Origin of the sequence: Erwinia sp. (assembly GCF_049696395.1) — a bacterium.
GTDB lineage: Bacteria > Pseudomonadota > Gammaproteobacteria > Enterobacterales > Enterobacteriaceae > Erwinia.
This window is the reverse complement of the sequence record NZ_JBAVTT010000013.1, coordinates 1-26,042: the sequence shown is the minus strand read 5'-3', so window position 1 is coordinate 26,042 and position 26,042 is coordinate 1. Positions and strand designations below refer to the sequence as shown.

The following is a 26,042-nucleotide window of genomic DNA, read 5'->3' as shown; positions in this document are numbered from 1 at the left end:
CTTTCCTCCTTCAGAGTCAACATCTTTTTGGGAAGTTTTTCTCTGGCGATTCAGCTTCCTGAACCTCTCAACCCGGCGGCCTGTAAGCCGTTGTGCCGTGTTGATGGAGTCGCATTATAGGGAGTTCCTGACGGAGGACAAGCGATTATTGCAGAAAAATGACTGACAGCGTCATTTTTCATCAAAGCGCCTTTTTTTCCTGCATTCTGCCTGATAATCCAGCAAATTCATGGGCAAAGCGACCCACCTGAGCCCAATCTGTGTACTCAACTTCTTTGCTGACATCGGTTTCACCGCCGGTCATGCGCATAATCAAACGGATCATGAAGCGATCAAAGAAGCCATAACGCGGATAACGCAGTGCGCCAGCAAATACCGCGCAGCAGTCTGGCTGCCATGGCGACTGCAACAGAAACTTGCGGGTATAGGCATTGGTCTGCGGCGTGCGCTTCTCTGCTTTACGCGCAGTCAGGTTCACGGAGAAGAAACCACTTGGTCTTTCCTTTATCTGAGCCAGGTTCTGCTTCACAAACTTCGTTACTGCCGGATGGAAGTGGCCGTAATGAATGGAGGCACCGATCAGCACACGGTCGTACTTAGACCAGTCAACAGAAGTGGCGTGCTGAATGTTCAACACCTCACACTCCTGCTGCTCTTTAAGTTGGTTAGCTATATAAGCCGCAATCTCACGGGTTTGCCCCTCGCGGCTGGAAAACAGGATCAACGCTTTCATATTCAATACTCGTTTCAGTTACTCGCGCCAGAAGGTTGGCGTAAACAGGACTAACAGCGTAAACACCTCGAGACGACCAAACAGCATCGTCAGGATTAGAATCCATTTCGCCGTATCATTCATCGTAGTGAAGTTGTCTGCCACTACTCCCAAACCAGGGCCAAGGTTATTCAGCGTAGCGGCCACGGCTGCAAAAGCAGAAAAATCATCCACGCCAGTGGCGATGATCGCCAGCATGCTCAACAGGAAGACCAGCGCATAGGCAGAGAAGAATCCCCACACGGCTTCGAGGATACGCTCAGGCAGAGCTCGCTGCCCCAGCTTTATGGTGTAAACCGCATTCGGGTGAACCAGACGCTTTAACTCACGGTTACCCTGTTTGAACAGCAGCAGGATACGAATAACCTTCAGTCCACCGCCGGTCGATCCAGCGCAGCCACCAATAAAAGCAGAGCACAATAATAAGACGGGAAGGAACAACGGCCAGCGCGCAATGCTGTCTGTCGTGAAGCCTGCGGTTGTAGCCATCGAGACAACCTGGAAGAATGCCTGATTCAGCGTCTGCATACCGCTGTGGTAGACATCGTGGAACCACAACACGATGGTACAGATCACCACCAGCGTAAGTTGCACACCAATAAACATGCGGAATTCTGGATCTCGCCAGTACACGCGAAGATTCCGCCCACTCAACATGGAGAAGTGCAGGCCGTAGTTACAGCCGGAGATCAGCAGGAAGATGGCGATGATGGTATTAATAGTAGGACTATTGAAATAGCCGATACTGGCATCGTGGGTGGAGAAGCCGCCGATAGCGATAGTAGAGAAGCTGTGGCCGATGGCATCAAACAACGGCATACCCGCCAGCCACAGTGCCAGCGCACAGATAATCGTTAGCAATACGTAGATCAGCCACAGCGTTTTCGCCGTCTCCGCAATACGTGGTCGCATCTTATTATCTTTCAGCGGGCCGGGCATTTCAGCGCGATAAAGCTGCATTCCCCCGACGCCCAGAATCGGCAGAATAGCCACGGCCAGCACAATGATCCCCATGCCGCCCAGCCATTGCAGCATTTGCCGGTAGAAGAGAATCGCTTTGGGCAGCGAATCCAGCCCCACTAACGTGGTAGCACCGGTTGTTGTCAGCCCCGAGAAGGATTCAAAGAAGGCATCGGTCACGGAAAGGTTGGGATGTTCAGCGAAGATAAAGGGCATGGCACCCACGCTTCCCAGCACTGTCCAGAACAGCACCACAATCAGGAAGCCCTCTTTCGGCTTCAGCTCTTTTTTCTGCTTGCGGTTGGGCCACCACAGCAGGGAGCCAATCAACAGTGCCATAAAGAAGGTCTGAGTAAAGGCTCGTCCGGCACCGTCACGGTAGATCAACGCTACCAGGCCCGGCACGATCATCGTCCCCGAGAACAAAATGACCAGCAACCCAACGATACGGGTAATGGCACGATAATGCATGTAGCCTTTCCTTTCCTGACGATGATGAGGTTAGTCGAGGGGTGTGAGCGTCAGCGCTCCTCGGCTAAAGTCTGTAAGATTTTGCGAGAACCCGGCCACCTGAGCATGGGGCAAGGCCAGCGTCAGTGAGACGCATGCCAAAAATTCCGTCTGCAGAAGCTGGCCATGAAAGCGGCCAGTCATTCGTTCTATCTCTGCCAGTTGAGCATAGTCGCAGGAGAGCGTGAAGGTCAGCATCGGGACTTTTTGCTGACGCGGCAACAGTTTCAACGCCTGCTGAACACCACCGCCATACGCTTTCACTAAGCCACCGGTTCCCAACTGGATGCCGCCGTAATACCGAACGACCACAGCGGTGACTTCTCCGATGTTGTTGCCCATCAGCTGGGCAAGCATAGGTTTCCCTGCCGTACCGGAAGGTTCGCCGTCATCAGAGAACCCAAGCTGTTGCGAATCAGAAGGCGCTCCAGCTACCCACGCCCAACAATGATGCCGGGCAGAAGGATGCTCGCTTTTCACCTGCTGAACAAAGGCCCGAGCCGCTTCCACGCCGTCAGTATGCGCTAACAGGGTAATAAAGCGGCTTTTTTTGATCTCCTCGCTGACACTGAACAGCTCTGCGGGGATGTCATAAGCGTCCATCAGTCCAGCTTCAGGTCACGCGTCATATTTTCCACGCCCTGCTCGCGGATAATCACATTATCCTCGATACGGATGCCGCCATAAGGCTTGAGCGCATCAATGCGATCCCAGTTGAAATACTGGCTGAACTTCCCTTCACGCCATGGCGCCAACAGGGAATCTATAAAATAGAGGCCAGGTTCAATGGTCACCACCATCCGCGGTTCGAGGATTCGGGTGCAGCGCAGATAAGGATACTGCGCAGGTGCGGCCAGATGGGTGCCCTCTTCATCCTGCATAAATCCAGCCACATCATGAACCTGAAGACCCAGCGGATGGCCAAGGCCATGCGGCATAAACGGTCCGGTCACATCCTCTGCCACCAGCGCTTCTTCACTCAGCCCTTTCACCAGCTGATGCTTGAGCAACAGTTTGGCGATGCGCTGATGCATTTGCTGATGGTATTCGGTGTAGCGTACGCCAGCTTTCAGGGTCGCGATCAGCGCCAGCTCTTCTTCATTCATATCGCGGATCAGCTGGGCATAATCATTGTCACTTTGCGCTGAATAGGTCCGGGTCAGATCGGCGGCATAACCGTTATATTCTGTTCCAGCATCAATCAGGAAGCTGCGCGACTGCTCCGGAGGCAGATGGTCGAGCTTGGTATAATGCAGCACCGCAGCATGTTCATTCAGCGCAATGATATTGCCGTAAGGCACATCAATATCGCGGTGACCTGTTGCACTGAGGTAAGCGCCATTGATATCAAACTCGCTCATGCCAGAGAGGAAAGCCTCTTTGGCCGCACGATGACCGATCACCGCCGTTTTCTGTGCTTCACGCATGCAGTACAGCTCATAGTCTGTTTTCAGCGAGCGATGATAATGCAGGAAGTCGATAACAGCTTTTGGATTGGTCAGCTCGGCTTTAATGCCTAACTGGGTAGCACGCGCTGGCGTTGGACCGATATAAGCCACATTGCCGCGTTGGGCAGGCAGCAGCTGGGTAATCTCATCCGCACTTTTCAGCGCCACGATGTCGAGTTCATCGGTCCAGAAACTTTGTGGCAGCGGTTCAACGTTGTGCCAGTAATCTACCGGTGAGTAAAACCACAGCTTAGGTTTATTCACCCCATCTACCCACAGCCAGCAGTTCGGGACAGAGGTCACCGGCACCCAGGCTTTGAATTGCGGATTCACTTTAAAGGGATAGGTATGATCGTCGAGGAAAACGGTGAGCAGTTCTCCAGAATGGATCAACATGGCATCCAGCTTGCTGCGAGCCAAGACCTGCTGAGCACGCGCCTGCAGTGTTTTCAGGTGGTCCTGATAAAGAGTGACCAACGATTCCATAACTCCGTCTCCATTAACGTGAAAGTGAGCGCATCTTATCACAGCGCTTTAGCCGATGCCGTTTTGCCGCTCCTGTGATCTTGTTTGCAAATTAGCAAACTCTCGTTTGCAAATAATTAACATCCCTTCCACACTCACGATCATCTGGTATGACCAGATCCCTTTAATGCGGCTTCAGGAGATCAACATGCTCTACAAAGGCGACACGCTCACCCTGGACTGGCTGGAAGATGGCATCGCCGAGCTGGCTTTTGATGCGCCCGGCTCGGTCAATAAACTGGATACGCAAACGGTAGCCAGTCTGGGTGAGGCAATTTCAGTACTGGAGAAGCAGCCGGCACTGAAGGCCCTGCTGCTCAGCTCACGCAAACCAGCGTTTATTGTTGGAGCGGATATCACGGAGTTTCTTTCGCTGTTTGCCGCGCCGGCTGAAAAACTGGAACAGTGGCTGGGATTTGCCAACGGCATTTTTAGCCGGCTGGAAGACCTGCCCGTACCAACGCTGTCCGCGATCCAGGGTTATGCGCTCGGTGGCGGATGCGAATGCATTCTGGCTACCGATTTCCGCATTGCCACGCCGGATGCCCGCATCGGCCTGCCGGAAACCAAACTGGGCATCATGCCAGGCTTCGGCGGTTCTGTTCGCTTGCCACGTCTGTTAGGGGCAGACAGCGCGCTGGAAATTATAGCTGCAGGCAAAGATGTCGATGCGCAAAAAGCGCTGGCAATCGGTCTGGTTGATGCCGTGGTTCCGGCTGAAAAATTGCAGCAGGCGGCTCTCGCTATATTACAGGAAGCGGTTGCCGGTAAGCAGGACTGGCGGGCACGTCGTCAGCCGAAGCTGGAGCCGCTGAAACTGAGCAAGATTGAAGCCACCATGAGCTTTAGCATTGCTAAAAGCATGGTGCTGCAAACAGCCGGGAAGCATTATCCGGCGCCCATGATGGCAGTGAAAACCATTGAGGCCGCGGCAGGTCTTGGCCGTGACGCGGCGCTGAAGCTTGAAACTCAGGCCTTTGTTCCGCTGGCCCGTTCTGACGAGGCTCGTGCGCTGGTTGGCATCTTCCTGAACGATCAGGCAGTGAAAGCCAAAGCCAAAAAATTGGCCCGCGCAGTGGAAACGCCAAAACAGGCTGCCGTGCTGGGTGCCGGGATTATGGGCGGCGGCATTGCTTATCAGTCTGCTTCAAAAGGCGTGCCGGTATTAATGAAGGACATCAACCCTGCTTCGCTGGAGTTGGGAATGAAAGAAGCCGCGAAACTGCTGAACAAGCAGCTGGAACGCGGAAAAATCGACGGGATGATACTGGCTGGGATCATTGGCACCATCCACCCAACGCTGGACTACGCTGGCTTTGAACGGGTAGATATTGTGGTTGAAGCGGTCGTTGAGAATCCAAAAGTGAAAGCGGCTGTGCTGGCAGAAACCGAAGGCCATCTTCACAGCAGTGCCATTCTGGCTTCCAACACCTCAACGATCCCCATCAGCCAGTTGGCTAATGCGCTTCAACGTCCTGAAAACTTCTGCGGAATGCATTTCTTTAACCCCGTCCACCGCATGCCGTTAGTCGAAGTGATCAGAGGAGAGAAAACCTCTGAAGCCACGCTGGCAACCGTTGTGGCGTGGGCCAGCAAGATGGGCAAAACCCCGATTATCGTTAACGACTGTCCTGGCTTCTTCGTAAACCGGGTGCTGTTCCCTTATTTTGCGGGCTTTAGCCTGCTGCTGCGAGATGGTGCAGACTTCCGCCAGATCGATAAAGTGATGGAGAAACAGTTCGGCTGGCCAATGGGCCCGGCCTGGCTGCTGGATGTGGTGGGGATTGATACCGCGCACCATGCTCAGATGGTGATGGCCGACGGCTTCCCTTCCCGCATGAAGAAAGAGTATCGCGATGCGATTGACGTACTGTTCGACGCTAAGCGCTTCGGCCAGAAAAATCAGCTCGGCTTCTATCGCTGGGAAACGGACAGCAAGGGCAAACAGAAGAAGGTGGCCGATCCTGCCGTCGACGATCTGTTGCAAAGCGTCTGCCAGCCGAAGCGCGTGTTCAGCGATGACGAGATCGTTTCCCGCATGATGATCCCGATGATCAATGAAGTGGTGCGCTGTCTTGAAGAAGGGATTATTGCCTCGCCTGCCGAAGCCGATATGGCGCTGGTGTACGGACTAGGGTTCCCGCCTTTCCACGGCGGCGCTTTCCGCTATCTTGATACGCAGGGCAATGCCCGTTTCGTCAGCCGGGCTGAACCGTTCAGCGAACTGGGCGCGCTGTATCAGCCGCCTGCTGGTCTGCATGAAAAAGCGCAGAAAGACGCCAGCTGGTATCCACAGGCAGCGCCGATTAGCGATGCCACTCTGAAAACGGCGTGAGGGTAAGAAAATGGAAAAAGTCGTAATTGTTGATGCTGTCCGCACGCCGATGGGTCGTTCTAAAGGCGGTGCTTATCGCCATGTTCGTGCAGAAGATTTATCGGCACATTTGATGCGCAGCTTGCTAAGCCGCAATCCTTCACTGGAAGCGGCGTCACTGGACGATATTTACTGGGGCTGTGTGCAGCAAACCCTGGAGCAGGGTTTCAACATTGCCCGCAATGCTTCCCTGCTGGCGGAAATTCCGCATAGCGTACCGGCGACCACGGTCAACCGCCTGTGTGGTTCTTCCATGCAAGCCCTGCATGATGCCGCCCGCGCCATTATGGTGGGCGATGCCCGCGCCTGTCTGATCGGCGGCGTGGAACATATGGGCCATGTGCCGATGAATCACGGTGTGGATTTTCATCCGGGACTGAGTAAAACCGTGGCAAAAGCCGCAGGCATGATGGGCCTGACCGCAGAGATGCTGGCACGCATCCATAAAATCAGCCGTGAACGCCAGGATGAGTTTGCCGCGCGCTCTCATCAGCGTGCCTGGGCTGCGACGCAGGCAGGTCACTTTGCCAGTGAGATTGTTCCGACCAGCGGACATGATGCTGATGGTGTGCTGCGTCGCTATGACTTCGATGAAGTGATCCGTTCAGACACCACTGCTGCTGGTCTGGCCGCATTGCGCCCGGCATTCGACCCGGTAAACGGTACAGTAACAGCGGGCACCTCTTCTGCACTGTCAGACGGGGCGGCAGCGATGCTGATCATGAGCGAATCCCGTGCGGCTGAACTGGGTCTGAAGCCAAGAGCTTATGTTCGCTCGATGGCGGTGGTGGGCTGCGATCCTTCGATTATGGGATACGGTCCGGTTCCGGCTTCAAAATTGGCTTTAAAAAGAGCCGGTCTGAACGTGACGGATATTGGCGTCTTCGAACTGAATGAAGCGTTTGCTGCCCAGACGCTGCCTTGTATTCAGGATTTAGGGCTGCTGGAGGTCATGGACGAGAAGGTGAATCTGAACGGGGGGGCAATCGCTTTAGGTCATCCGCTGGGCTGTTCAGGCGCCAGGATCAGTACCACGTTGCTCAATCTGATGGAAAGAAAGGATGCCCAGTTTGGCCTGGCGACCATGTGCATCGGTCTCGGTCAGGGGATTGCGACGGTCTTCGAACGAATCTGATACGTTGACTGGCAGTTTCACTGTGTTAATTCCCGCCTGTCAGGGGCGGGGTTTTCATTTCTGGCGATCGGGGGCAGAGTTTCCTGCCCCCGGAAACCTCAGATAAAGGCAAAGGCATCGCCAAACATCTGATCTTCCTTCGCGCCGCGCTCGGCACAAAAACGCTCACGGGCGATTTTCGCCATCTCAAAACGACCGGCAATATAGATGTCATGGCCGGCAAGTGACGCATAGTCATGCATCACTGCGGTCAGTACCGTGCCGCTGCGTCCTGGCCAACCCGCTTCAGGCTGTTCAACAACCGGAATGATGCTGAGATTAGGATGCTTTATTGCCAGCGCTTCTAACTCTTCAAGATCATACAGATGCTTCAGCTCGCGTCCGCCCCAGTACAGAGCGATATCACGATCCGGCTGCTGGGAAAGGGCCGTCAGTAAAATGGAACGGGCATAAGAGAACCCGGTTCCCCCCGCAACCAGCACCAGCGGGCGATCGCTCTCTTCGCGCAGCCAGGCATCGCCATGCGGAATATCAACGGTGATTTTGCGTTGTTCCTGAATACGTTCCATCACGGCCATCGCATACAGGTTCAGTTCCGAGGCACCAATGTGCAGCTCGATAATGTCTTTTTCCATCGGAGTGGATGCCAGCGAAAACGGGCGCTTGTCGCGCTCATCCATCACTACCATCAAATATTGGCCAGCACGGAAGCTGAAATCAGCCTCCGGCACCATCCGCACTCGGTACACAGTATCGGTAATCGCCTCTACTGAGGTCACTTTACAGCTTAACGTTGTCATGCGTTCCCTCTGTCGGGTCTCTGGCAGTTATTTGCCGGGCGCACTGTTGCGCGTGGGTGGCTCATCAAAGATGCCTAACTCATCCCAAATCTCATCAATACGGGCGGTTACCGCCGGATCTTTACGGATTGGACGTCCCCACTCTCGCGTAGTTTCGCCTGGCCATTTATTGGTCGCATCCAGCCCCATTTTCGAGCCTAAGCCGGAAACAGGTGAAGCGAAGTCCAGGTAATCGATCGGCGTGTTCTCTACCAGAACAGTATCTCTCGCCGGATCCATTCGCGTCGTGATCGCCCAGATGACGTCGTTCCAGTCACGGGCATTCACATCATCATCGCAGACGATAACAAATTTGGTATACATAAACTGACGAAGGAAAGACCAGACGCCCATCATTACGCGCTTGGCATGTCCCGCATACTGTTTTTTCATCGTTACCACGGCCAGGCGATAGGAACACCCTTCTGGTGGCAGATAGAAATCGACAATTTCCGGGAACTGCTTCTGCAGGATCGGCACGAAAACTTCATTCAGCGCCACGCCTAACACCGCAGGTTCATCCGGTGGACGACCAGTGTAGGTCGAATGATAGATCGGATTGCGGCGCTGAGTAATGTGCGTCACGGTGAAGACCGGGAAACTGTCTACTTCATTATAGTAACCCGTATGATCACCGTAAGGTCCTTCTGGCGCCATCTCTCCCGCCTCGATGTAGCCTTCCAGCACAATTTCAGCGCTGGCGGGGACTTCAAGGTCATTGGACACGCACTTCACCACTTCTGTTTTGGTGCCGCGCAGCAAACCCGCGAAGGCATATTCAGACAGGGAATCAGGAACGGGCGTAACAGCACCAAGAATAGTGGCCGGATCGGCACCCAGCGCGACAGAGACAGGAAAACGTTCACCTGGATGCTGCTGAGTCCACTCCTGGAAGTCCAGCGCGCCGCCGCGATGGGAGAGCCAGCGCATAATCAGCTTATTCTTGCCAATCACCTGCTGGCGATAGATACCAAGATTCTGCCGCTCTTTATGCGGGCCACGCGTGACGGTCAGCCCCCAGGTAATTAAAGGCGCCGCATCTTCAGGCCAGCACTTCATGACCGGAATTTTATGCAGGTCGACGTCATCGCCTTGCCAAATCTCTTGCTGGCAAGGCGCATCGCGCAGACGCTTGGTGGGCATGTTCAGTACTTGCTTCCACTGCGGCATTTTATCGAAGAAATCACGGAAACCGCGAGGTGGCTCGGGTTCTTTCAGGAACGCCAGCAGGCGGCCAACATCACGCAGCGCCGAGACATCTTTCTGCCCCATGCCCATCGCAACACGGTCCGGCGTACCGAACAGGTTGCACAGCACCGGCATGTCATACCCTTTCGGGTTTTCGAACAGCAGCGCTGGACCGCCAGCTCGCAGGGTGCGATCGGCAATTTCGGTCATTTCAAGATCCGGGTCGATCTCTTGCGTAATACGTTTTAATTCCCCGCGCTGCTCAAGCAAGGCAAGGAAGTCGCGTAAGTCGTGGTATTTCATGACTTCTCATCAATACGGTCAGTGAATCGGTCATTATAGGGAGGATTGTTACGCTATGCTTAGTTTTTCGTAGTTACTGGTCCGTGTATGACAAATTAACGCCGGGGCCGCATCTCTGCTGGATCGCGCTATAACTCTGGCGATGAGTTTGGTATTCTTAGCGGCCCTGTAATCAAAAAGTGACGTTATGGAATCCTGGTATTTACTTTATTGCAAACGTGGCCAGCTGCTTCGCGCGAAAGAACATCTTGAGCGCCAGGCGGTACATTGTCTCAGCCCAATGATTGCATTAGAGAAAATGGTTCGCGGTAAACGCACCCAGGTGGATGAACCGCTCTTCCCTAATTATCTGTTTATTGAATTTGATCCGGAAGCGATTCACACCACAACCATTAGCGCCACGCGTGGCGTCAGTCATTTTGTCCGCTTCGGCAGTCTGCCTGCCAGCGTCCCTAAGGACGTGATTATGGCATTGCAGACCGATACGCCAATCACCATGGTCGATCCTGAAGTGCCTCAGCCTGGCGACCGCGTGTTAATTACCTGCGGGGCTTTCGAAGGGTTGAAAGCCATTTTCACCGAGCCGGATGGCGAAGCACGCTCCATGCTGCTGTTGAACCTGCTCAACAAGCAGATCACACGGAGCCTCGACAACAAGCAGTTCCACAAGCTTTAAAGCCTGCCTGCCGGTTGTGCCGGAGTTATTCCGGCAAACGAAACAGCTGACGAGCATTACGATCGCACTGACGCGCCAGCGCCTCTGGTTCTTCCCCACGTAATCCAGCGACTACCTGCACAATATGCGGCAGGAAGCAGGGCTCATTACGTCTTGAGGGCGGTCTTGGGCGCATATCACGTGGCAGTAAATAAGGCGCATCTGTTTCCAGCAGCAGACGGTCAGCCGGGATCAGCGGCATCAACTCGCGAAGCTCAATGCCTCGGCGTTCATCACACACCCAACCTGTAATCCCAACGGACAGCCCAGCGGCCAGACAAGCTTCGAGCTCTTCTCGCGTGCCGGTAAAACAGTGAACAACGGCACCGGCTAACTTCGGTAACCAGGGCGTGAGGACAGAGAGGAAACGGTCGTGGGCATCACGGCAGTGGAGAAACACCGGCATCCCGAGTTCGGCGGCCAGTTCGAGCTGGGCATTGAAAGCATAAACCTGCTGCTCAGGTTCAGAGATATTGCGGTTGAAGTCCAGACCACATTCGCCAATGGCGACGACTTCAGCGCTTTCAGCCAGCCGTTTCAAAGTGGCAGCGGTTTCACCTGACCATTCGCTGGCATGGTGCGGATGAACCCCAGCGGTAGACCAGCAATAACCCGGACGACGCGTGGCCAGGCTTTGCGCCTGCTGGCTTTCCAGCGCGTTGGTGCCGGTAATCAGTAAGCCAGTTATCCCGGCATCTCTCGCACGTTTTACAACCTGGTCGCGATCTTTCGCGAACTGCGTGCTGGTCAGGTTCACACCAATATCGAACATAGGATTTTCCAAACAATAACCGCCCTTTCGGGCGGTTACGTTACTTCATGTAAGGGAGCGCTGGACCTGCTTTACGCTACTCTGAACCCGATTCATCCGGGTCCATATCCTGACGACGCTTGCCTACATAGAAACGGGCAAAGAACACACCGACTTCAAACAGGCAGTACATAGGGATCGCCAGAAGTGTCTGAGAGAAGACATCTGGTGGGGTTAACAGCATTCCCACCACGAAAGCACCGACCAGAACATAAGGGCGCTTTTTCTTCAGATCTTCCGGGGTTGTCATACCGGTCCAACAGATCAGCACGATAGCGATTGGCACTTCAAAGGAGACCCCAAAAGCCATAAACAGCGCCATCACAAAATCGAGATAGTTGTTAATGTCAGTGGCAATCAATACGCCCTGTGGCGCAGTCTTGGCGAAGAAGCCAAAGGCCAGCGGAAAGACAATAAAGTAGGCGAAAGCCATGCCGGTATAGAATAGGAATGAACTGGAAAACAGCAAAGGCATAACCAGCTTGCGCTCGTGACGATAGAGCGCTGGCGCGATGAATGCCCAGATTTGATAAAGGATCACCGGTACCGCAAGGAAGACCGAGACGATCATCGTCAACTTAATTGGCGTGAAAAACGGAGACGCAACGTCGGTGGCTATCATGCTGGCACCCGCTGGCATCTGCTTGATCAGCGGGGCAGAAACCAGCTGGTAGATGTCATTGGAAAAATAAGCCAGGCAGGCAAAGATGCCGACGACAGCAATAATACAGTTCAGCAAGCGCTTACGGAGTTCAATCAAATGACTGATAAGCGGTTGGGTATCTTCAACAGCCATGTTTATCGTTCATCGCTCGGTAAATGGGTGGAAACAGGAGCACGGCTGGACAGGACTGGCGCTTCGCCAATCGGGGTCACGGCCGGTTTCGGTTCAGGTCTCACTGCCGGAGCCTGAGCTGGAGCAGTAGCCACGTCAGGTTTCTGCGCTGGTACAGTGGCCACATCAGGTGTCTGAGTTGGTGATGTAGCCGCCTCAGACACTTGCACCGGTGTGGTATCTGCATCAGGCGCTTTGGCAGGAGAACTGGCCTGATGGTCGGCTTCCGCAGGCGTCACACCCTCGTGAGTCTCTTCAGAGTTTTTCACCAGGGGGTTATGGATGGTGTGGGCTTCGTCGTCGGCTTTTTCGTTGTCGCCCAGGTAAGAACGCTTCATGGATTCTGCTGATTGCTTCAGCTCGTCCATGGACGCCTTCAACTCTGGAGAAAGGCTGTTCTTGCTTGCCTCTTCAACCTTTTTCAGGCTGTCCTGAAGCTCCTGCAACTTGAGTTCCTGAGCGAGTTCGTTCTGCACACTGGTAGCCAGTGAACGCAGAGCGCGGATCCAGCCGACAACGGTTCTGACCGCCACCGGTAAACGCTGTGGACCCAGCACGACCAGCCCGATAACGAACACCAAAATCAGTTCACTAAAGCCTATGTCGAACACGGTTTATACCTTGTCGTTCTTGACGTCTTCTTTTTTCGCTTCTGTCTGATCTTTTTCCGCCAGTTTGGCATGGAAGTCAGCATCATTAGCGTGCTCTTTCTCTTTGTCTTTCTCGTTTTCATCGCCCATGGCTTTTTTGAAGCCTTTGATTGATGAACCCAAATCAGATCCCAGAGTACGCAGTTTGTTGGTGCCAAACAGAAGAACAACGATTACGGCAATGATGACCAATTGCCAAATACTAATACCGCCCATGATTTTGCCTCTGATATTGAATTGTGATGCCAGTTTTTCAGTATATACAGCTTGTGTTGCGCTGACGATGAGCAAACCTTCAGCAGCGCGGGATAACGCTCTGTTTACTTTTCATGACAATCAGCTGGTTTTACGCCAGCCAACCAGCCAACTGACCAGCCCCGCCGCGATCATTCCTGCGGAGATAAGATCCCATTCTGGTCTGGTGAGTAAAATAGCGGTGCCGCTTAACAGCAGCGTTGCGCCTACACCAAACAGGTAACGGGATTTGTGTTGTCTGATCCGCTCGCCTTTTAAATCATTAGTTAGCTTGTCTACGCTGTGTTGCAAATGCTTGTGTTGGCGCAGGCTGTCATAAAAGAGTTCCGGCAGTTCTGGCAGTTTCTCCGCCCAGAAAGGCGCTTTCTCTTTCAGTGCCCTGACAATAGCAGGAATACCGATTTGATCTTTGATCCACTCTTCCAAAAACGGTTTGGCTGTTTTCCACAGATCCAGCTGCGGGTAAAGCTGCCGTCCGATCCCTTCAACATACAGCAATGTTTTCTGCAGGAGAACCAGTTGCGGCTGAACTTCCATATTGAAACGTCTGGCGGTGTTGAAAAGATTCAGCAACACGTGACCAAAAGAGATTTCTGCCAGCGGCTTTTCAAAAATAGGCTCGCAGACGGTGCGGATCGCAAACTCGAAATCTTCGACGTTGGTATCTGGCGGAACCCAACCAGAATCGACGTGCAGTTCAGCCACTTTACGGTAATCACGATTGAAGAAGGCGATAAAGTTTTCGGCAAGATAGCGCTTATCTTCTTTGTTCAGCGAGCCGACAATCCCGCAGTCGATGGCGATATACTGCGGATCTTCAGGATGGTCGTAGCTGACAAAAATATTGCCTGGGTGCATATCCGCATGGAAGAAACTGTCGCGGAACACCTGAGTGAAGAACACCTGCACACCGCGTTCTGCCAGCAGTTTCATGTTCACGCCATGCTTCTCCAGCGTGACCACATCGGAAATCGGAATACCGTAAATCCGCTCCATCACCAGCATGGTTTCGCTGCCGTAGTCAGAGAAAATCTCCGGGACATACAGCATTTTGCTTTTATCAAAGTTACGGCGAAGCTGGATAGCGTTAGCGCCTTCCCGCAACAGATTCAGCTCATCAATCAGCGTTTTTTCGTAGTCTGCGACCACTTCCTGCGGACGCAAACGTCGACCGTCCGGCAACAGGCGAGGTACCCAGCGCGCCATGCGGTTAATCAGCTTCATGTCGGCTTTGATCACCGGCAGGATGTCCGGGCGAATCACTTTGATCACCACTTTCTGGCCGTTCTCTTTCAGCGTGGCCGTGTGGACCTGCGCGATAGAAGCCGAGGCCAAAGGTTTGATCATAAAGTCATCAAAGCGGGATTCTACCGGGCAGCCAAGCGACAGTTCGATCTGCTGTTTAGCCAGCACGCCGTCAAACGGCGCCACACGGTCCTGTAGCATCGCCAGCTGATCGGCTATCTGCGGCGGGAACAGGTCACGTCTGGTGGACATCATCTGACCAAACTTAATCCACACCGGACCAAGCTGCTCAAGTGCCAGACGGATGCGTTCACCAAGCGGCAGGTCTTTGTGCTTGTTAGGCAGCCAGAACAGGCACTTGCGCCAAAGTCGAATCGGCAATGCCAGACGGGTTTTGGGGATCAATTCATCCAGGCCGTAGCTAAGGAAAACCCGGATGATTAAATACAGGCGGCGTAATTCTCCTGGCGTCATTTGGCCTCCAGCAGAGCAAGGCGGCTTTCCAACGAGGAAAGGTCTCGCGTCAGCGCATCAACTTCTTCAGCAAACCAGGCCGCTTCTAATCCGCCTGGGGCCAGCCGCCACTCTTCGGTCAGCGCCTGGCCGAGATAAGCCTGCTTACGCTCGACGTCTCCACGTAAAAGCTGGAAGCCACGGCGGGCAAACTGGCTGATGCCCTGCGCCACCACATCCCCGGTCCAGGGTGCGAGGTATTCAGCTGGGTCGAGTTCGGCGAGATCGATAAGCGCGGAAAAGTGCTGCACAACCTGCAAATCACCTTCTACTTCCAGTTCGCCACTGCGGATCAAACTGGTCAGCTGCTGGCGATCGCGCAGTTTGCGCAAACTGGCAATCTGCGTTTTCACCGTACAGTCGGGTTTGTCATCCCACTTACCCAGCACATCAACCTGACGCTCGCTGAAGATAAAGATCAGCGGCTGTTTCAGTTCAGCCAGCACGATGGCCAGGCTTTTGCCGTTAAGGCGCTGACGTGCTGCTTTCAGGCCGCGATCGCGATAGAGGATCTGGTTTAGTGCCGTTTCCAGCCCCGCGGTTAACAGCGGCGTTAGAGTCATTCGCTTTCCTGTTTAGAACTTGAACCCACGGTGCAGTGCAACAATGCCACCGGTGAGATTGTGATACGTGGCGTTTTCGAAGCCCACGTCTTCCATCATCTGCTTGAGCGTGTCCTGATCCGGGTGCATACGGATGGATTCGGCCAGGTAGCGGTAGCTCTCAGAGTCCTTCGCTACCAACTCGCCGATGCGCGGCAAGATATGGAAAGAGTAAGCATCATAGGCTTTGCTCAGCGGCTCCAGCACGGGCTTGGAGAATTCCAGCACCAGTAAACGGCCGCCCGGCTTCAATACGCGGAACATGGAAGCCAGCGCTTTCTCTTTTTCGGTGACGTTACGCAAGCCAAAAGCGATGGTAATACAGTCGAAATAGTTGTCCGGGAAAGGCAGCGCTTCGGCATTGGCCTGCACGTAATTGACGTTGCCGATGATGCCATTGTTGCGCAATTTCTCACGGCCCACTTTCAGCATTGAACTGTTGATATCCGCCAGCACCACTTCGCCCGTCTCGCCCACAAGGCGTGAGAACTTGGCCGTCAAATCGCCGGTACCACCAGCCAGATCCAGTACTCGCTGCCCGCGGCGTACGCCACTGCAATCAATCGTAAAACGCTTCCAGACGCGGTGGATGCCGAACGACATTAAATCGTTCATCAGGTCGTATTTGGCCGCAACGGAATGGAAAACATCTGCCACCATTTCTTCCTTGTCGCTTTTCGCTACGGTACGGAAGCCGAAATGAGTGGTGTCCTTTGATTCATCTGCCATTTGTTTTGCCTGCTCTGCAATCAATTATCTGCCAAGTGTACCAGAGTCCCGCAGGTCAGGCACGTTGCCTGGCGGCTTATTCATTGACTCTTACTGCGTTATTATCCTGCCCGGAAGGGAAGTCAGACTGCACTTCATCGTCTTCCTCCTCACCGAGGTTTTCGCCCGATTCAGGCATTGCCTGCTCCACAAGTCGTGGATTAATCGGCCGTTTCACCTCGATGCCAAGCTGGCGGAAGCTTTCAGTCTGGGCGATCATGTTCCCCCGCCCTTCCGACAGTTTTTTCATCGCCTGCCGGTAACTGTCCTGCGCTTTGTCCAGGCTCTGGCCCATCGCCGACATATCGTCGACAAACAAACGCATTTTGTCGTAGAGCTTCGCAGCCCGATCTGCGATGCGCTGGGCATGACGGCTTTGGTGCTCATAGCGCCAGAGATTGTTAATCGTCCGCAGCGCCACCAGCAAGGTGGTTGGGCTGACTAACATGATGTTCAGGTTGAGCGCTTCGTTGATCAGTTCCGGCTGGCGATCGATCGCCAGTAAAAAGGCCGGTTCAACGGGGATAAACATCAACACATAATCCAGCGAGCGTAAACCGGGCAATTGTTGATAATCTTTTCGGCTCAGCACACGTAAATGCCCACGAATGGCGGCAATATGCTCGCTGATTGCCGCTTCACGCTGCGCCTCGTCATCACCGTTAAAGTAACGCTCGTAAGCCACCAGCGTCATTTTGGCATCGATGACCACATCTTTGCCCTGCGGCAGACGCACGATCACATCAGGTTGCATCCGCCCATTTTGTTCCAATTGGATAGTGACCTGCGTTTCGTATTCATGGCCTTCCCTCAGGCCGGAGGCTTCCAGCACGCGGCTTAACACCACTTCGCCCCAGTTGCCCTGAGTTTTATTGTCGCCTTTCAGCGCTTTGGTCAGGTTGATCGCTTCCTGCGCCATTTGGGCATTGAGTTGCTGAAGGTTGCGGATTTCATGCGAAAGGGTATGCCGTTCACGGGCTTCCTGACCGAATCCATCCTGCACCTGGCGACGGAAACCTTCCAGTTGTTCACGCAGTGGGGAGATCAGGCTGTTTAGGCTTTGCTTGTTTTGCTCGTCGACACGGCGGCCGCTGTTTTCGAAAATCCGGTTTGCCAGGTTTTCAAATTGGGCATTGAGCCGCTGCTCGCTGTTCACCAGCAGGCGCTGTTTCTCTTCGGCAGCCATGCGGGTTTCTTCAAGGCGGATGGTGACTTCACGGAGTTCAGCTTCCTGAGAACTGTTAATTTCCAACTGGTTGCGCAATTCTCGGGTCAGCTGTTCAGTTTCATTACGCCAGTGATCGAGGTGGTGAAGCTTTTCCTGGGCCGCAGAGAGCGTCCCGTGCAGCTGACGCAAATCGAGCTCATTCTGTCGTTGCGCCTGCTGATGGGTGTCTACCTGCTGTTGCAGCCGTTCACGCTCTTCGCGCAGCTGGTCGGCTGACTGCAGCAGCAATTGCCGTTCGGTTTCCTGACGGGCTGAGACCTGCTGCCCGCGTAACCAGGCGATTGTCCAGCCGGCCACCATACCGGCCAGCGCCAGACAAACGCCGTAACTGATTGTTGCATCCACCTTTATTCTCCCGCACTAACTTATCTACGGGAAAAGGTAGAGGCGTACTGTATGAATGTCCAGATAAAAAGCGTCAGATCAAGCGGCGCGCCGCATCCACGACAATGCGTACCGCATCGCTCTCGGTTCTTTTCATCGTTTCCGCATCAGGAATTTCCTGCTGAGTCCGGTTTACGATCACGCCTGCAACCATACCTGCACGCAGCCCCTGGCTGGCACACATGGTTAATAAGGTGGCGGATTCCATTTCATAGTTCAGCACGCCCATCTCCTGCCATTCCTTCATCGAATTCTGGAAACGGCTGACCACGCGGCCTGAATAGGTGTCGTAACGCTCCTGGCCCGGATAGAACGTATCTGAAGAGGCCGTGATACCAATGTGGGTGGTTGCGCCTGCCGCTTTAGCCGCTTCAACCAACGCCGTGGTACAGGCGAAGTCAGCTACAGCCGGGAACTCCAGCGGAGCGAAGTGCAGGCTGGCACCGTCCAGACGAACTGAACCGGTAGTGACCAACACATCGCCAACGTTAATGTCAGGTTGAATGGCGCCAGTAGTGCCCACGCGCAGGAAAGTGCGCACGCCCAGTTGAGCCAGCTCTTCCACCGCAATAGAGGTTGAAGGCCCGCCGATGCCGGTGGAGCAAACGATCACTGCCTTGCCGTCCAGCTCTGCGCGCCAGCTGGTAAATTCACGGTGCGAGGCAAGGTGAACCGGGTTTTCCATCAACGCCGCAATTTTTTTCACCCGCTCAGGATCGCCCGGCACAATCGCCAACGTTGCGCCCTGCAAATCCGCTTTTGTTAAACCCAAATGAAAAACGTCTGAGTGTGCCATTTCAAACTCCTGTAACGGGAAAGGGGGATAAGGATCAGGTGTTAACAATAAGGCAAAGCCGCCGAAATTTATGTGAATTAAATCACTCCATCAAATGAAAGTTACATTGAATCAACAACAAGAAGTGATGTAAGTCACATTTAAACACTCTTTCCTTTCGGATTGCCACAACTTGCCCTCCGTGTCAGGTAATGGCAGTGTTAATAGATGGGTAGAGAGCAACCCCCTGACCCAAACGTAATCCTGGCTATAGTTAGCTGATTGCGCTAATGCATGCATGGAGAGGACAATGAAAACCGACGAGAATACGACTCAAAAAATGAGCAATAATGGGTTCACTCCTGCGGTATCGCCTACCGCATCGACCACGATTATTACCGACAGTGACGCTATCCAGTCAGGTGAAACCTCAATCCCTACGCAGGGCGAGAACATGCCCGCTTTTCACGCCAAACCGCGTAATGCCAGCGGCCCGTTGCCGGTCATTCTGGTGGTTCAGGAGATTTTTGGCGTTCATGAACACATTCGCGATATTTGTCGTCGCCTGGCGGGTGAAGGCTATCTGGCGGTTGCGCCTGAACTCTACTTCCGCCAGGGCGATCCTGCTGAATACGACGATATTCCAACGCTCTTTAAAGAGTTAGTTAACACCGTACCGGATAATCAGGTGCTGGCCGATTTAGACCACGTTGCCAACTGGGCGTCCCGTCATGGCGGGGATATGCGCAATATGGGCATCACCGGTTTCTGCTGGGGTGGCCGCATTACCTGGCTGTATGCCGCGCACAATCCACAGCTGAAAGCCGCCGTTGCCTGGTATGGCAAAATGGTCGGTGAGAAGACGCTGAAACAGCAGAAACAGCCGGTGGATATCGCGGTAGATTTAACCGCACCGGTATTAGGACTTTATGGCGGGAAGGATGACAGCATTCCGCAGGAGAGCGTGGAAACCATGCGTCAAGCTCTGCGTGCCGCTAATGCAAAATCGGAAATTGTTGTTTATCCGGATGCGGGCCATGCTTTCAATGCCGATTATCGCCCAAGCTACCATGAAGAGTCAGCCAAAGATGGCTGGGAGCGTATGCTCGCCTGGTTCCGACAAAATGGCGTGAAGTAATAAAAAAGGGGCGCCTGGCGCCCCAAATAACCCCAACATAACACCACAGAAATCAGGCCGGAGTCCTGGTCTTACGCAGGTTCTGAGCAGCTTTTACCATGTTAGCCAGCGCCTGCCGCGTTTCTGTCCAGCCACGCGTTTTCAGGCCGCAATCCGGGTTAACCCACAGACGTTCAGTCGGGATACGCTGTGCCGCTTTCAACAACAACGCCTCTATCCACTCCACGCCTGGCACGTTTGGCGAGTGAATGTCGTATACGCCTGGACCGATGTCATTGGGGTAATCAAACGCTTCAAACGACTCCAGCAGTTCCATATCTGACCGTGAGGTCTCGATGGTGATCACATCGGCATCCAATGCGGCAATGGAGTCCATGATGTCATTGAACTCGCAGTAGCACATATGAGTATGAATCTGCGTAGTATCCTGCGCCACAGCGGCGTTCAGGCGGAAGGCATCCACGGCCCACTCAAGATAAGTAGCCCAGTCTGACTGGCGCAGCGGCAGACCTTCACGCAGTGCTGGCTCATCAATCTGAATAATACCGATACCGGCTTTTTCCAGGTCCTCCACCTCATCACGCAGTGCCAGTGCAATCTGCTTAGCTATTGTTTCACGGCTAACGTCTTCTCGAGGGAACGACCAGCAAAGAATCGTTACCGGGCCGGTCAGCATGCCTTTCACCGGCTTCTCAGTCAGTGACTGTGCGTATGTAGCCCACTCAACGGTGATAGCCTGCGGGCGGCTGACGTCACCGATAATAACCGGCGGCTTGACGCAGCGTGAACCGTAGCTTTGGACCCAGCCATTCTGGGTGAAAGCGAACCCGTCCAGGTTCTCGCCGAAGTACTCCACCATGTCGTTACGTTCAGCTTCACCGTGGACCAGCACGTCCAGCCCCAGACGTTCCTGCTCAACGATGGCCTGTCTGATATGTTCAGCAATGCCAGTGCGGTAGTGAGTGCCATCCAGACGCCCCTGCTTAAAGTCCAGGCGCAGCCCACGGATTTCACTGGTCTGAGGGAAAGAACCGATGGTCGTAGTTGGCCAGGCCGGGAGCTGGAAGCGCTTGCGCTGAGCTTCAGCACGGGTCACATAGCTGTTAGCGCGCTGGCTGTCTTTGGCGGTGATTGCCGCCAGACGTCTGCCAACCGCTGCATTATGCACACGAGCTGAAGCACGACGGGCACGGATTGGCGCGCTCCAGGCTTGCAGTGATTGCGGGGTATTGTTGTTCAGCGCATTGCTAAGCAGTGACAACTCAGCACACTTTTGCAGGGCAAAGGCGAACCAGCTTTTCACTTCATCGTCCAGCCGGGTTTCCGTGCTCAGATCGATTGGGCTGTGAAGCAGCGAACAGGAAGAGCCAATCCACAGCTGCTGACGCTGGGAAATCAGCGGTTGCAGTCGCTCGAACCAGCTACTCAAATCAGCACGCCAGACGTTACGGCCGTTGATGACGCCAACAGACAGCAGCCAGTCGGCAGGAATTTTGTCGTTCAGCGCGGCGATGTCATCCTTACCCTGGACCAGATCTACGTGTAGCCCCTGAACAGGTAGCGCGCTGATGGTGTCGATGTTGGTGCCAGCACTCTCAAAATAGGTCGTCAGCAGCAGTTTCGTATTGCCCTGTAGCGCTTCGTAAGCCGGTTTAAATGCCTCCAGCCACGGCTGCGGTAACTCCAGAACCAGCGCGGGCTCATCAATCTGCACCCAGTCGATTTCACGTTTAGCCAGCTCAGCCAGCACCTGCTGGTAAACCGGCAGGATCTCTTTCAGTAAGCTCAGGCGGTCAAACGGCTCACCTTTCACTTTCCCCAGCCACAGATAGGTCACCGGGCCTAACAAAACCGGTTTCACTTTATGGCCCAGGGCCAGCGCTTCATCCACTTCTTGCAGAATCTGCGTCCAGCTCAGCGTAAACTGCTGGCCTTTGGTGAACTCTGGCACCATGTAGTGATAATTAGTGTTGAACCACTTGGTCATTTCAGCCGCAGCGGCTGGCTCACCAGTCGGCGCCTGGCCACGGCCCAGACGGAACAAGGTATCCAGATCGACAGAACCGTCTTGATTTTGATGGCGGGCAGGCACATTGCCCAGCAGCAGACTGGTGGTCAGCACGTGATCGTACCAGGCGAAGTCTCCGACCGGGACAAGATCAACGCCAGCCTGCTTCTGCTGCTGCCAGTGTCGGGCACGCAGTTCACGACCTACAGTCAGTAATTCCTCCTGTGAGCTGTTGCCAGCCCAGTAGCTTTCCAGGGCTTTTTTTAGTTCGCGGTGAAGACCGACGCGAGGGAATCCGAGTGTGTGGTTAAGAATAGTCATCAGTTCTTTCCTCAGTGGCTGCCTGTCAGGGTGACAATCAGGCTTTTAGACGTCCAGATGTTTACACATCTATAATCCGCAGGTACTGTAGTCACCACAAGCGCAAATTGTTCACAGTCGATGTGAAGGACTCTCATGATTGAACTCAAACACCTGCGGACGCTGCAGGCGCTGCGAACAACCGGTTCGCTGGCCGCTGCAGCGGCCCAGCTTCATCAAACGCAGTCGGCGTTATCCCATCAGTTCAGCGACCTGGAACAGCGCCTGGGCTTTCGTTTATTCGTGCGTAAAAGCCAGCCACTGCGCTTTACGCCACAGGGCGAAATCCTGTTGCAGCTGGCCGAGCAGGTTTTGCCACAGATCCAGCAAGCGCTTCAGGCCTGTCATGAGCCTCACCAGACCACGCTGCGCATTGCCATCGAATGCCACAGTTGCATCCAGTGGCTGACCCCGGCGTTGAGTAATTTCCGCCAGAGCTGGCCTCAGGTAGTCATGGATTTCAAATCAGGCGTCACCTTCGACCCGCAACCTGCTTTGCAGCAGGGCGAGCTGGATATTGTGCTGACCTCCGATATTCTGCCGCGCAGCGGTCTGTTCTATTCACCGATGTTTGATTTTGAAGTGAGGCTGGTGCTGGCACCGGATCATCGGCTGGCCAATGTTGACCATATTTCGCCGGAAGACCTGGCCGAGGAAGTGCTGATGATTTATCCGGTGCAGCGTCAGCGTCTGGATATCTGGCGGCACTTCCTGCAACCGGCTGGCGTGAGCCCTGCGTTGAAAAGCGTGGATAATACCCTGCTGCTGATCCAGATGGTTTCGGCTGGAATGGGGATTGCGGCATTACCGCATTGGGTGGTGGAAAGCTTTGAACATCAGGGACTGGTGGTGACTAAAACGCTGGGTGATGGACTGTGGAGCAGACTGTATGCAGCCGTACGCGACGGTGAACAGCGCCAGCCCGTGACCGAGGCGTTTATTCGCTCAGCACGCCAGCACGCTTGCGATCATCTGCCGCTGGTCAGAGATGCCTCGCAACCTGGTGCCGCACTGCCCTCTCCTCTGGCCCACTCCTGATTTGCCCGCCAGCCTGAATCGCTGGTGGGTTTTCCTGTATCAACGGCCATTTGTCACTATAATGCGCACAACAGCCTTTGATCCCTGATGAGATTTTTATGACTAATAACGACGTTCTGCGCAGCGTGCGCTTCATGCTTAACCTGAGCGATGCCCAGGTTGTGGCAATTCTGGCGCTGGCAGAAACAGAAGTCACCGAAGCCGAAGTAAATACCTTCCTGAAGAAAGACGATGAAGACGGGTTCCGTGAATGCCCGGATGTGATTATGGGCTACTTCCTCAACGGCCTGATTTTCCAGCGCCGTGGCAAAAGTGAAGATGCGCCAGAGCCTTCCATTGAACGTAAGATGACTAACAACATCATCATGAAGAAGCTGCGCGTGGCATTTGATCTGAAAACCACCGACATTCTCGACATCCTGAAGATGGCCGATTTTGCCGTAGGCCAGTCTGAGATTGGGGCGATTTTCCGCAAGCCCGGCCACAAAAACTACCGTGAGTGTGGCGATCAGATCCTGCGTAACTTCCTGAAAGGACTGACCATGAAAATCCGTCCTGCCGTTGCACCTAAAGCTAAATAAGTCAGAACGGGCAGCCCTGGGCTGCCCGTTTTTTTCCTGCCAGTATCCCTGCCAATTCCTGAAGCTATCTTCCCTTCACTATCCAGTGTCGGTGGACCAGCAACGAAGCAAAAATCACCGCAGCACCAATAATAAAGCTCGGCCAGTGTGGCTGCTGCTGCCAGATCGCCAGGTTCACCAGCAGTCCTGCGGGCACATGCATATTGTTCATGATCCCCAGCGTGCCAGCATCTACCTGCGTCGCACCGTAGTTCCACATGAAATACCCCAGCCCCGAAGCCACCACACCCAGCCAGACCAAAATACCCCACTGCAATGAAGTCGTTGGCAGTTTCTGCGGATTTCCCCATAAGAACCACGCCACTACGGCGATCATCGCCGCACCAAGGTAGAACCATGAGAACGCGGTGTGCTGCGGCACTGGGCGGATCTCCTGCAGACGTTTGTAGCCGACCATGCCAACAGCGAAGATGATGTTCGCCAGCTGCACCAGCAGTAAGCCAAACCAGAAGTGATCGCTGACTTTGTCATAACGAATGATCGCCGCGCCGCCAACGGCCAGCATGGCGCTCAGCGCATAACTCCATCGCACGCCTCGTCCGGTCAGCAAATCATAAACCAGCGTGACATACAGCGGCGTCATCACCGTGAACAGCAAGAATTCCGACACGCTGAGGTAGAGATAAGCCTGAAAACTGATCAGATACATGATGCCGAGCTGCAAAGCACCCACCGCCATATACATCAGAATGGTCGAGGCACGATAGCCACGCCAGCGCAGGAACGGCAGGAACACCAGCGCCGCCAGCACCAGGCGTACCAGGACGGAAAATACGCTGTCAACCTGGCCTGCCAGGTATTCGCCAATCAGGCTAAAAGAAAAGGCCCACAAAATTGTGGTGACAATCAGTAACGTCACAATGAGAACTCTGCTGCGAAAAGTGCGCCTAGTGTAACGAAATGGCTGAAGTTGCGATGAAGTATTTCGTTTACATCCGGGCATTTACTGAACGCTCAAGTTGTCATAAAAATGTAACATTTGCGTTGACCTTCACAGTCTGCGTCGCTGAAAACGCCTATCCTTTGCGCGAATTGGACCATCCTGATCGCCTTTCTGGCGGACAGATCCGTTATCCGGGACGCCAGTGGGCGTTTAAAACAAGAATAACATTCGCCATTGGAGGCTCATATGTTAAGTATTTTCAAACCGGCATCTCACCAGCCGCGCGTTGAAGCCAGCCAGGTAGACCCACTCTATCGCAAGCTACGCTGGCAAATTTTCCTGGGTATTTTCTTCGGTTACGCCGCCTATTATCTGGTGCGCAAGAACTTCGCGCTGGCGATGCCTTACCTGATCGAGCAAGGCTTCTCGCGGGGCGATTTAGGCTTCGCTTTGTCCGGGATTTCCATCGCTTATGGCTTTTCTAAATTCATTATGGGATCGGTCTCCGACCGCTCTAATCCGCGTTATTTCCTCCCCGCAGGGCTGATCCTTGCCGCCGCTGTAATGCTGTTTATGGGCTTTGTTCCCTGGGCAACCTCCAGCATCATGGTGATGTTTGTGCTGCTGTTTCTCTGTGGCTGGTTCCAGGGCATGGGTTGGCCGCCTTGCGGGCGCACCATGGTTCACTGGTGGTCACAGAAAGAACGAGGCGGCATCGTGTCGGTATGGAACTGTGCGCATAACGTCGGAGGCGGTCTTCCGCCCCTGCTGTTCCTGCTGGGGATGGCGTGGTTTAACGACTGGAAAGCGGCTCTTTATATGCCGGCGTTCGGTGCCATCGTGGTGGCGATATTTGCTTTTGCTCTGATGCGGGATACCCCGCAATCCTGCGGATTACCGCCGATTGAAGAGTACAAAAAGGACTATCCAGCAGATTATGATGAGAAGCACGAAGAAGAGCTGACCGCTAAGCAGATCTTTACGCAGTACATCCTGCCGAACAAACTCTTATGGTACATCGCGCTGGCGAACGTGTTCGTCTATCTGCTGCGTTACGGCATTCTCGACTGGTCCCCGACTTACCTGAAAGAGGTGAAACACTTCGCACTGGATAAATCCTCCTGGGCTTATTTCTTCTA

The 26,042-nt window shown here is 54.0% G+C and carries 25 protein-coding genes; 8 read left to right on the top strand and 17 right to left on the bottom strand.

Annotated elements, in window-relative coordinates:
- Positions 1 to 181 precede the first annotated feature (181 nt).
- From hemG to pepQ, 4 genes are read right to left on the bottom strand one after another with little or no spacing between them, the layout of a single operon-like run.
- Entirely contained in the window at positions 182 to 733 is a 552-nt protein-coding gene (hemG, locus tag WCC56_RS01960; RefSeq protein WP_424690763.1) for a menaquinone-dependent protoporphyrinogen IX dehydrogenase, read from the bottom strand.
- An 18-nt stretch (positions 734 to 751) separates the two neighbouring features.
- A complete protein-coding gene (trkH, locus tag WCC56_RS01955) occupies positions 752 to 2,203 on the bottom strand; it encodes a Trk system potassium transporter TrkH (protein ID WP_424690762.1) in 1,452 nt (483 codons plus the stop codon).
- A gap of 30 nt (positions 2,204 to 2,233) precedes the next feature.
- A complete protein-coding gene (locus tag WCC56_RS01950; RefSeq protein WP_424690760.1) occupies positions 2,234 to 2,845 on the bottom strand; it encodes an IMPACT family protein in 612 nt (203 codons plus the stop codon).
- Positions 2,845 to 4,176, bottom strand: coding sequence for a Xaa-Pro dipeptidase (gene pepQ, locus WCC56_RS01945; RefSeq protein ID WP_424690759.1), 1,332 nt, complete (start codon positions 4,174 to 4,176; stop codon positions 2,845 to 2,847). Before pepQ ends, WCC56_RS01950 begins: the two co-directional genes overlap by 1 nt.
- Positions 4,177 to 4,363: 187 nt before the next feature.
- Between pepQ and fadB the strand changes: the two genes are divergently transcribed.
- Positions 4,364 to 6,550 carry a fatty acid oxidation complex subunit alpha FadB gene (gene fadB / locus WCC56_RS01940; protein WP_424690758.1) on the top strand — a complete coding sequence of 729 codons (2,187 nt, stop codon included), beginning with the start codon at positions 4,364 to 4,366 and terminating at the stop codon, positions 6,548 to 6,550.
- 10 nt (positions 6,551 to 6,560) lie between these two features.
- Positions 6,561 to 7,724, top strand: a complete 1,164-nt coding sequence (gene fadA, locus WCC56_RS01935) for an acetyl-CoA C-acyltransferase FadA (protein ID WP_424690757.1) — start codon at positions 6,561 to 6,563, stop codon at positions 7,722 to 7,724.
- Between the two features lie 98 nt (positions 7,725 to 7,822).
- Here fadA and fre read toward each other — a convergent pair whose 3' ends face one another.
- Both fre and ubiD read right to left on the bottom strand, forming a co-directional pair.
- Positions 7,823 to 8,524, bottom strand: coding sequence for an NAD(P)H-flavin reductase (gene fre / locus WCC56_RS01930; protein WP_424690756.1), 702 nt, complete (start codon positions 8,522 to 8,524; stop codon positions 7,823 to 7,825).
- A 27-nt stretch (positions 8,525 to 8,551) separates the two neighbouring features.
- Positions 8,552 to 10,054, bottom strand: coding sequence for a 4-hydroxy-3-polyprenylbenzoate decarboxylase (gene ubiD / locus WCC56_RS01925; RefSeq protein WP_424690755.1), 1,503 nt, complete (start codon positions 10,052 to 10,054; stop codon positions 8,552 to 8,554).
- 187 nt (positions 10,055 to 10,241) lie between these two features.
- On the opposite strand from ubiD, the gene rfaH reads away from it, so the two are divergent.
- Entirely contained in the window at positions 10,242 to 10,730 is a 489-nt protein-coding gene (rfaH, locus tag WCC56_RS01920; RefSeq protein WP_424690754.1) for a transcription/translation regulatory transformer protein RfaH, read from the top strand.
- 25 nt (positions 10,731 to 10,755) lie between these two features.
- Here the strand turns inward: rfaH and tatD are convergent, their stop codons facing one another.
- From tatD to udp, 9 genes are all read right to left on the bottom strand, one after another.
- Positions 10,756 to 11,541 (bottom strand): 3'-5' ssDNA/RNA exonuclease TatD, encoded by a 786-nt coding sequence (gene tatD / locus WCC56_RS01915; RefSeq protein ID WP_424690753.1) that lies wholly within the window; start codon positions 11,539 to 11,541, stop codon positions 10,756 to 10,758.
- A 76-nt stretch (positions 11,542 to 11,617) separates the two neighbouring features.
- Positions 11,618 to 12,376, bottom strand: a complete 759-nt coding sequence (gene tatC, locus WCC56_RS01910) for a Sec-independent protein translocase subunit TatC (RefSeq protein ID WP_424690752.1) — start codon at positions 12,374 to 12,376, stop codon at positions 11,618 to 11,620.
- Between the two features lie 2 nt (positions 12,377 to 12,378).
- Positions 12,379 to 13,026, bottom strand: coding sequence for a Sec-independent protein translocase protein TatB (gene tatB / locus WCC56_RS01905; RefSeq protein ID WP_424690751.1), 648 nt, complete (start codon positions 13,024 to 13,026; stop codon positions 12,379 to 12,381).
- A 3-nt stretch (positions 13,027 to 13,029) separates the two neighbouring features.
- A complete protein-coding gene (gene tatA, locus WCC56_RS01900; protein ID WP_424690764.1) occupies positions 13,030 to 13,281 on the bottom strand; it encodes a twin-arginine translocase TatA/TatE family subunit in 252 nt (83 codons plus the stop codon).
- Positions 13,282 to 13,401: 120 nt separating this feature from the next.
- Positions 13,402 to 15,039, bottom strand: coding sequence for a ubiquinone biosynthesis regulatory protein kinase UbiB (gene ubiB, locus WCC56_RS01895; RefSeq protein ID WP_424690750.1), 1,638 nt, complete (start codon positions 15,037 to 15,039; stop codon positions 13,402 to 13,404).
- Positions 15,036 to 15,641: a ubiquinone biosynthesis protein UbiJ gene (gene ubiJ / locus WCC56_RS01890; RefSeq protein WP_424690749.1), complete on the bottom strand. Its 606-nt coding sequence runs from the start codon at positions 15,639 to 15,641 to the stop codon at positions 15,036 to 15,038. Before ubiJ ends, ubiB begins: the two co-directional genes overlap by 4 nt.
- A 12-nt stretch (positions 15,642 to 15,653) precedes the next feature.
- On the bottom strand, positions 15,654 to 16,409 hold the full coding sequence (gene ubiE / locus WCC56_RS01885; RefSeq protein WP_424690748.1) for a bifunctional demethylmenaquinone methyltransferase/2-methoxy-6-polyprenyl-1,4-benzoquinol methylase UbiE: 756 nt from the start codon (positions 16,407 to 16,409) through the stop codon (positions 15,654 to 15,656).
- 76 nt (positions 16,410 to 16,485) lie between these two features.
- Complete coding sequence (gene rmuC, locus WCC56_RS01880) at positions 16,486 to 18,021, bottom strand: DNA recombination protein RmuC (protein WP_424690747.1); 1,536 nt, start codon at positions 18,019 to 18,021, stop codon at positions 16,486 to 16,488.
- 73 nt (positions 18,022 to 18,094) lie between these two features.
- Positions 18,095 to 18,856 carry a uridine phosphorylase gene (gene udp, locus WCC56_RS01875; protein ID WP_424690746.1) on the bottom strand — a complete coding sequence of 254 codons (762 nt, stop codon included), beginning with the start codon at positions 18,854 to 18,856 and terminating at the stop codon, positions 18,095 to 18,097.
- 289 nt (positions 18,857 to 19,145) lie between these two features.
- On the opposite strand from udp, the gene WCC56_RS01870 reads away from it, so the two are divergent.
- Positions 19,146 to 19,973: a dienelactone hydrolase family protein gene (locus tag WCC56_RS01870; protein ID WP_424690745.1), complete on the top strand. Its 828-nt coding sequence runs from the start codon at positions 19,146 to 19,148 to the stop codon at positions 19,971 to 19,973.
- 52 nt (positions 19,974 to 20,025) lie between these two features.
- Here WCC56_RS01870 and metE read toward each other — a convergent pair whose 3' ends face one another.
- Positions 20,026 to 22,302 (bottom strand): 5-methyltetrahydropteroyltriglutamate--homocysteine S-methyltransferase, encoded by a 2,277-nt coding sequence (gene metE, locus WCC56_RS01865; protein WP_424690744.1) that lies wholly within the window; start codon positions 22,300 to 22,302, stop codon positions 20,026 to 20,028.
- Between the two features lie 135 nt (positions 22,303 to 22,437).
- Here metE and metR point away from each other — a divergent pair, with 135 nt between their 5' ends.
- Both metR and WCC56_RS01855 read left to right on the top strand, forming a co-directional pair.
- Complete coding sequence (gene metR / locus WCC56_RS01860) at positions 22,438 to 23,379, top strand: HTH-type transcriptional regulator MetR (protein WP_424690743.1); 942 nt, start codon at positions 22,438 to 22,440, stop codon at positions 23,377 to 23,379.
- 98 nt (positions 23,380 to 23,477) lie between these two features.
- The gene (locus WCC56_RS01855; RefSeq protein ID WP_424690742.1) at positions 23,478 to 23,960 is read left to right on the top strand and encodes a DUF1456 family protein; all 483 of its coding nucleotides are present in this window, start codon (positions 23,478 to 23,480) and stop codon (positions 23,958 to 23,960) included.
- A 64-nt stretch (positions 23,961 to 24,024) separates the two neighbouring features.
- On the opposite strand, the gene WCC56_RS01850 is transcribed toward WCC56_RS01855, so the two are convergent.
- The gene (locus WCC56_RS01850; protein ID WP_424690741.1) at positions 24,025 to 24,879 is read right to left on the bottom strand and encodes a carboxylate/amino acid/amine transporter; all 855 of its coding nucleotides are present in this window, start codon (positions 24,877 to 24,879) and stop codon (positions 24,025 to 24,027) included.
- 41 nt (positions 24,880 to 24,920) lie between these two features.
- On the opposite strand from WCC56_RS01850, the gene WCC56_RS01845 reads away from it, so the two are divergent.
- Positions 24,921 to 25,193 (top strand): hypothetical protein, encoded by a 273-nt coding sequence (locus tag WCC56_RS01845; protein ID WP_424690740.1) that lies wholly within the window; start codon positions 24,921 to 24,923, stop codon positions 25,191 to 25,193.
- Positions 25,150 to 26,042 (top strand): MFS transporter (locus WCC56_RS01840; protein ID WP_424690739.1); only part of this gene is annotated, 893 nt, incomplete at its 3' end. The genes WCC56_RS01845 and WCC56_RS01840, both read left to right, overlap by 44 nt.

Excerpts from the sequence above, each read along its gene's own strand:
- tatA (WP_424690764.1), bottom strand. The coding sequence starts at position 13,281 with ATGGGCGGTATTAGTATTTGGCAATTGGTCATCATTGCCGTAATCGTT.
- rfaH (WP_424690754.1), top strand. The coding sequence starts at position 10,242 with ATGGAATCCTGGTATTTACTTTATTGCAAACGTGGCCAGCTGCTTCGC.
- ubiD (WP_424690755.1), bottom strand. The coding sequence starts at position 10,054 with ATGAAATACCACGACTTACGCGACTTCCTTGCCTTGCTTGAGCAGCGC.
- ubiJ (WP_424690749.1), bottom strand. The coding sequence starts at position 15,641 with ATGACTCTAACGCCGCTGTTAACCGCGGGGCTGGAAACGGCACTAAAC.
- hemG (WP_424690763.1), bottom strand. The coding sequence starts at position 733 with ATGAAAGCGTTGATCCTGTTTTCCAGCCGCGAGGGGCAAACCCGTGAG.
- WCC56_RS01950 (WP_424690760.1), bottom strand. The coding sequence starts at position 2,845 with ATGGACGCTTATGACATCCCCGCAGAGCTGTTCAGTGTCAGCGAGGAG.
- WCC56_RS01870 (WP_424690745.1), top strand. The coding sequence starts at position 19,146 with ATGAAAACCGACGAGAATACGACTCAAAAAATGAGCAATAATGGGTTC.
- ubiB (WP_424690750.1), bottom strand. The coding sequence starts at position 15,039 with ATGACGCCAGGAGAATTACGCCGCCTGTATTTAATCATCCGGGTTTTC.
- tatC (WP_424690752.1), bottom strand. The coding sequence starts at position 12,376 with ATGGCTGTTGAAGATACCCAACCGCTTATCAGTCATTTGATTGAACTC.
- metE (WP_424690744.1), bottom strand. The coding sequence starts at position 22,302 with ATGACTATTCTTAACCACACACTCGGATTCCCTCGCGTCGGTCTTCAC.
- udp (WP_424690746.1), bottom strand. The coding sequence starts at position 18,856 with ATGGCACACTCAGACGTTTTTCATTTGGGTTTAACAAAAGCGGATTTG.
- ubiE (WP_424690748.1), bottom strand. The coding sequence starts at position 16,409 with ATGGCAGATGAATCAAAGGACACCACTCATTTCGGCTTCCGTACCGTA.
- pepQ (WP_424690759.1), bottom strand. The coding sequence starts at position 4,176 with ATGGAATCGTTGGTCACTCTTTATCAGGACCACCTGAAAACACTGCAG.
- WCC56_RS01855 (WP_424690742.1), top strand. The coding sequence starts at position 23,478 with ATGACTAATAACGACGTTCTGCGCAGCGTGCGCTTCATGCTTAACCTG.
- metR (WP_424690743.1), top strand. The coding sequence starts at position 22,438 with ATGATTGAACTCAAACACCTGCGGACGCTGCAGGCGCTGCGAACAACC.
- fre (WP_424690756.1), bottom strand. The coding sequence starts at position 8,524 with ATGACAACGTTAAGCTGTAAAGTGACCTCAGTAGAGGCGATTACCGAT.
- WCC56_RS01845 (WP_424690740.1), top strand. The coding sequence starts at position 24,921 with ATGGCTGAAGTTGCGATGAAGTATTTCGTTTACATCCGGGCATTTACT.
- fadB (WP_424690758.1), top strand. The coding sequence starts at position 4,364 with ATGCTCTACAAAGGCGACACGCTCACCCTGGACTGGCTGGAAGATGGC.
- trkH (WP_424690762.1), bottom strand. The coding sequence starts at position 2,203 with ATGCATTATCGTGCCATTACCCGTATCGTTGGGTTGCTGGTCATTTTG.
- tatD (WP_424690753.1), bottom strand. The coding sequence starts at position 11,541 with ATGTTCGATATTGGTGTGAACCTGACCAGCACGCAGTTCGCGAAAGAT.
- fadA (WP_424690757.1), top strand. The coding sequence starts at position 6,561 with ATGGAAAAAGTCGTAATTGTTGATGCTGTCCGCACGCCGATGGGTCGT.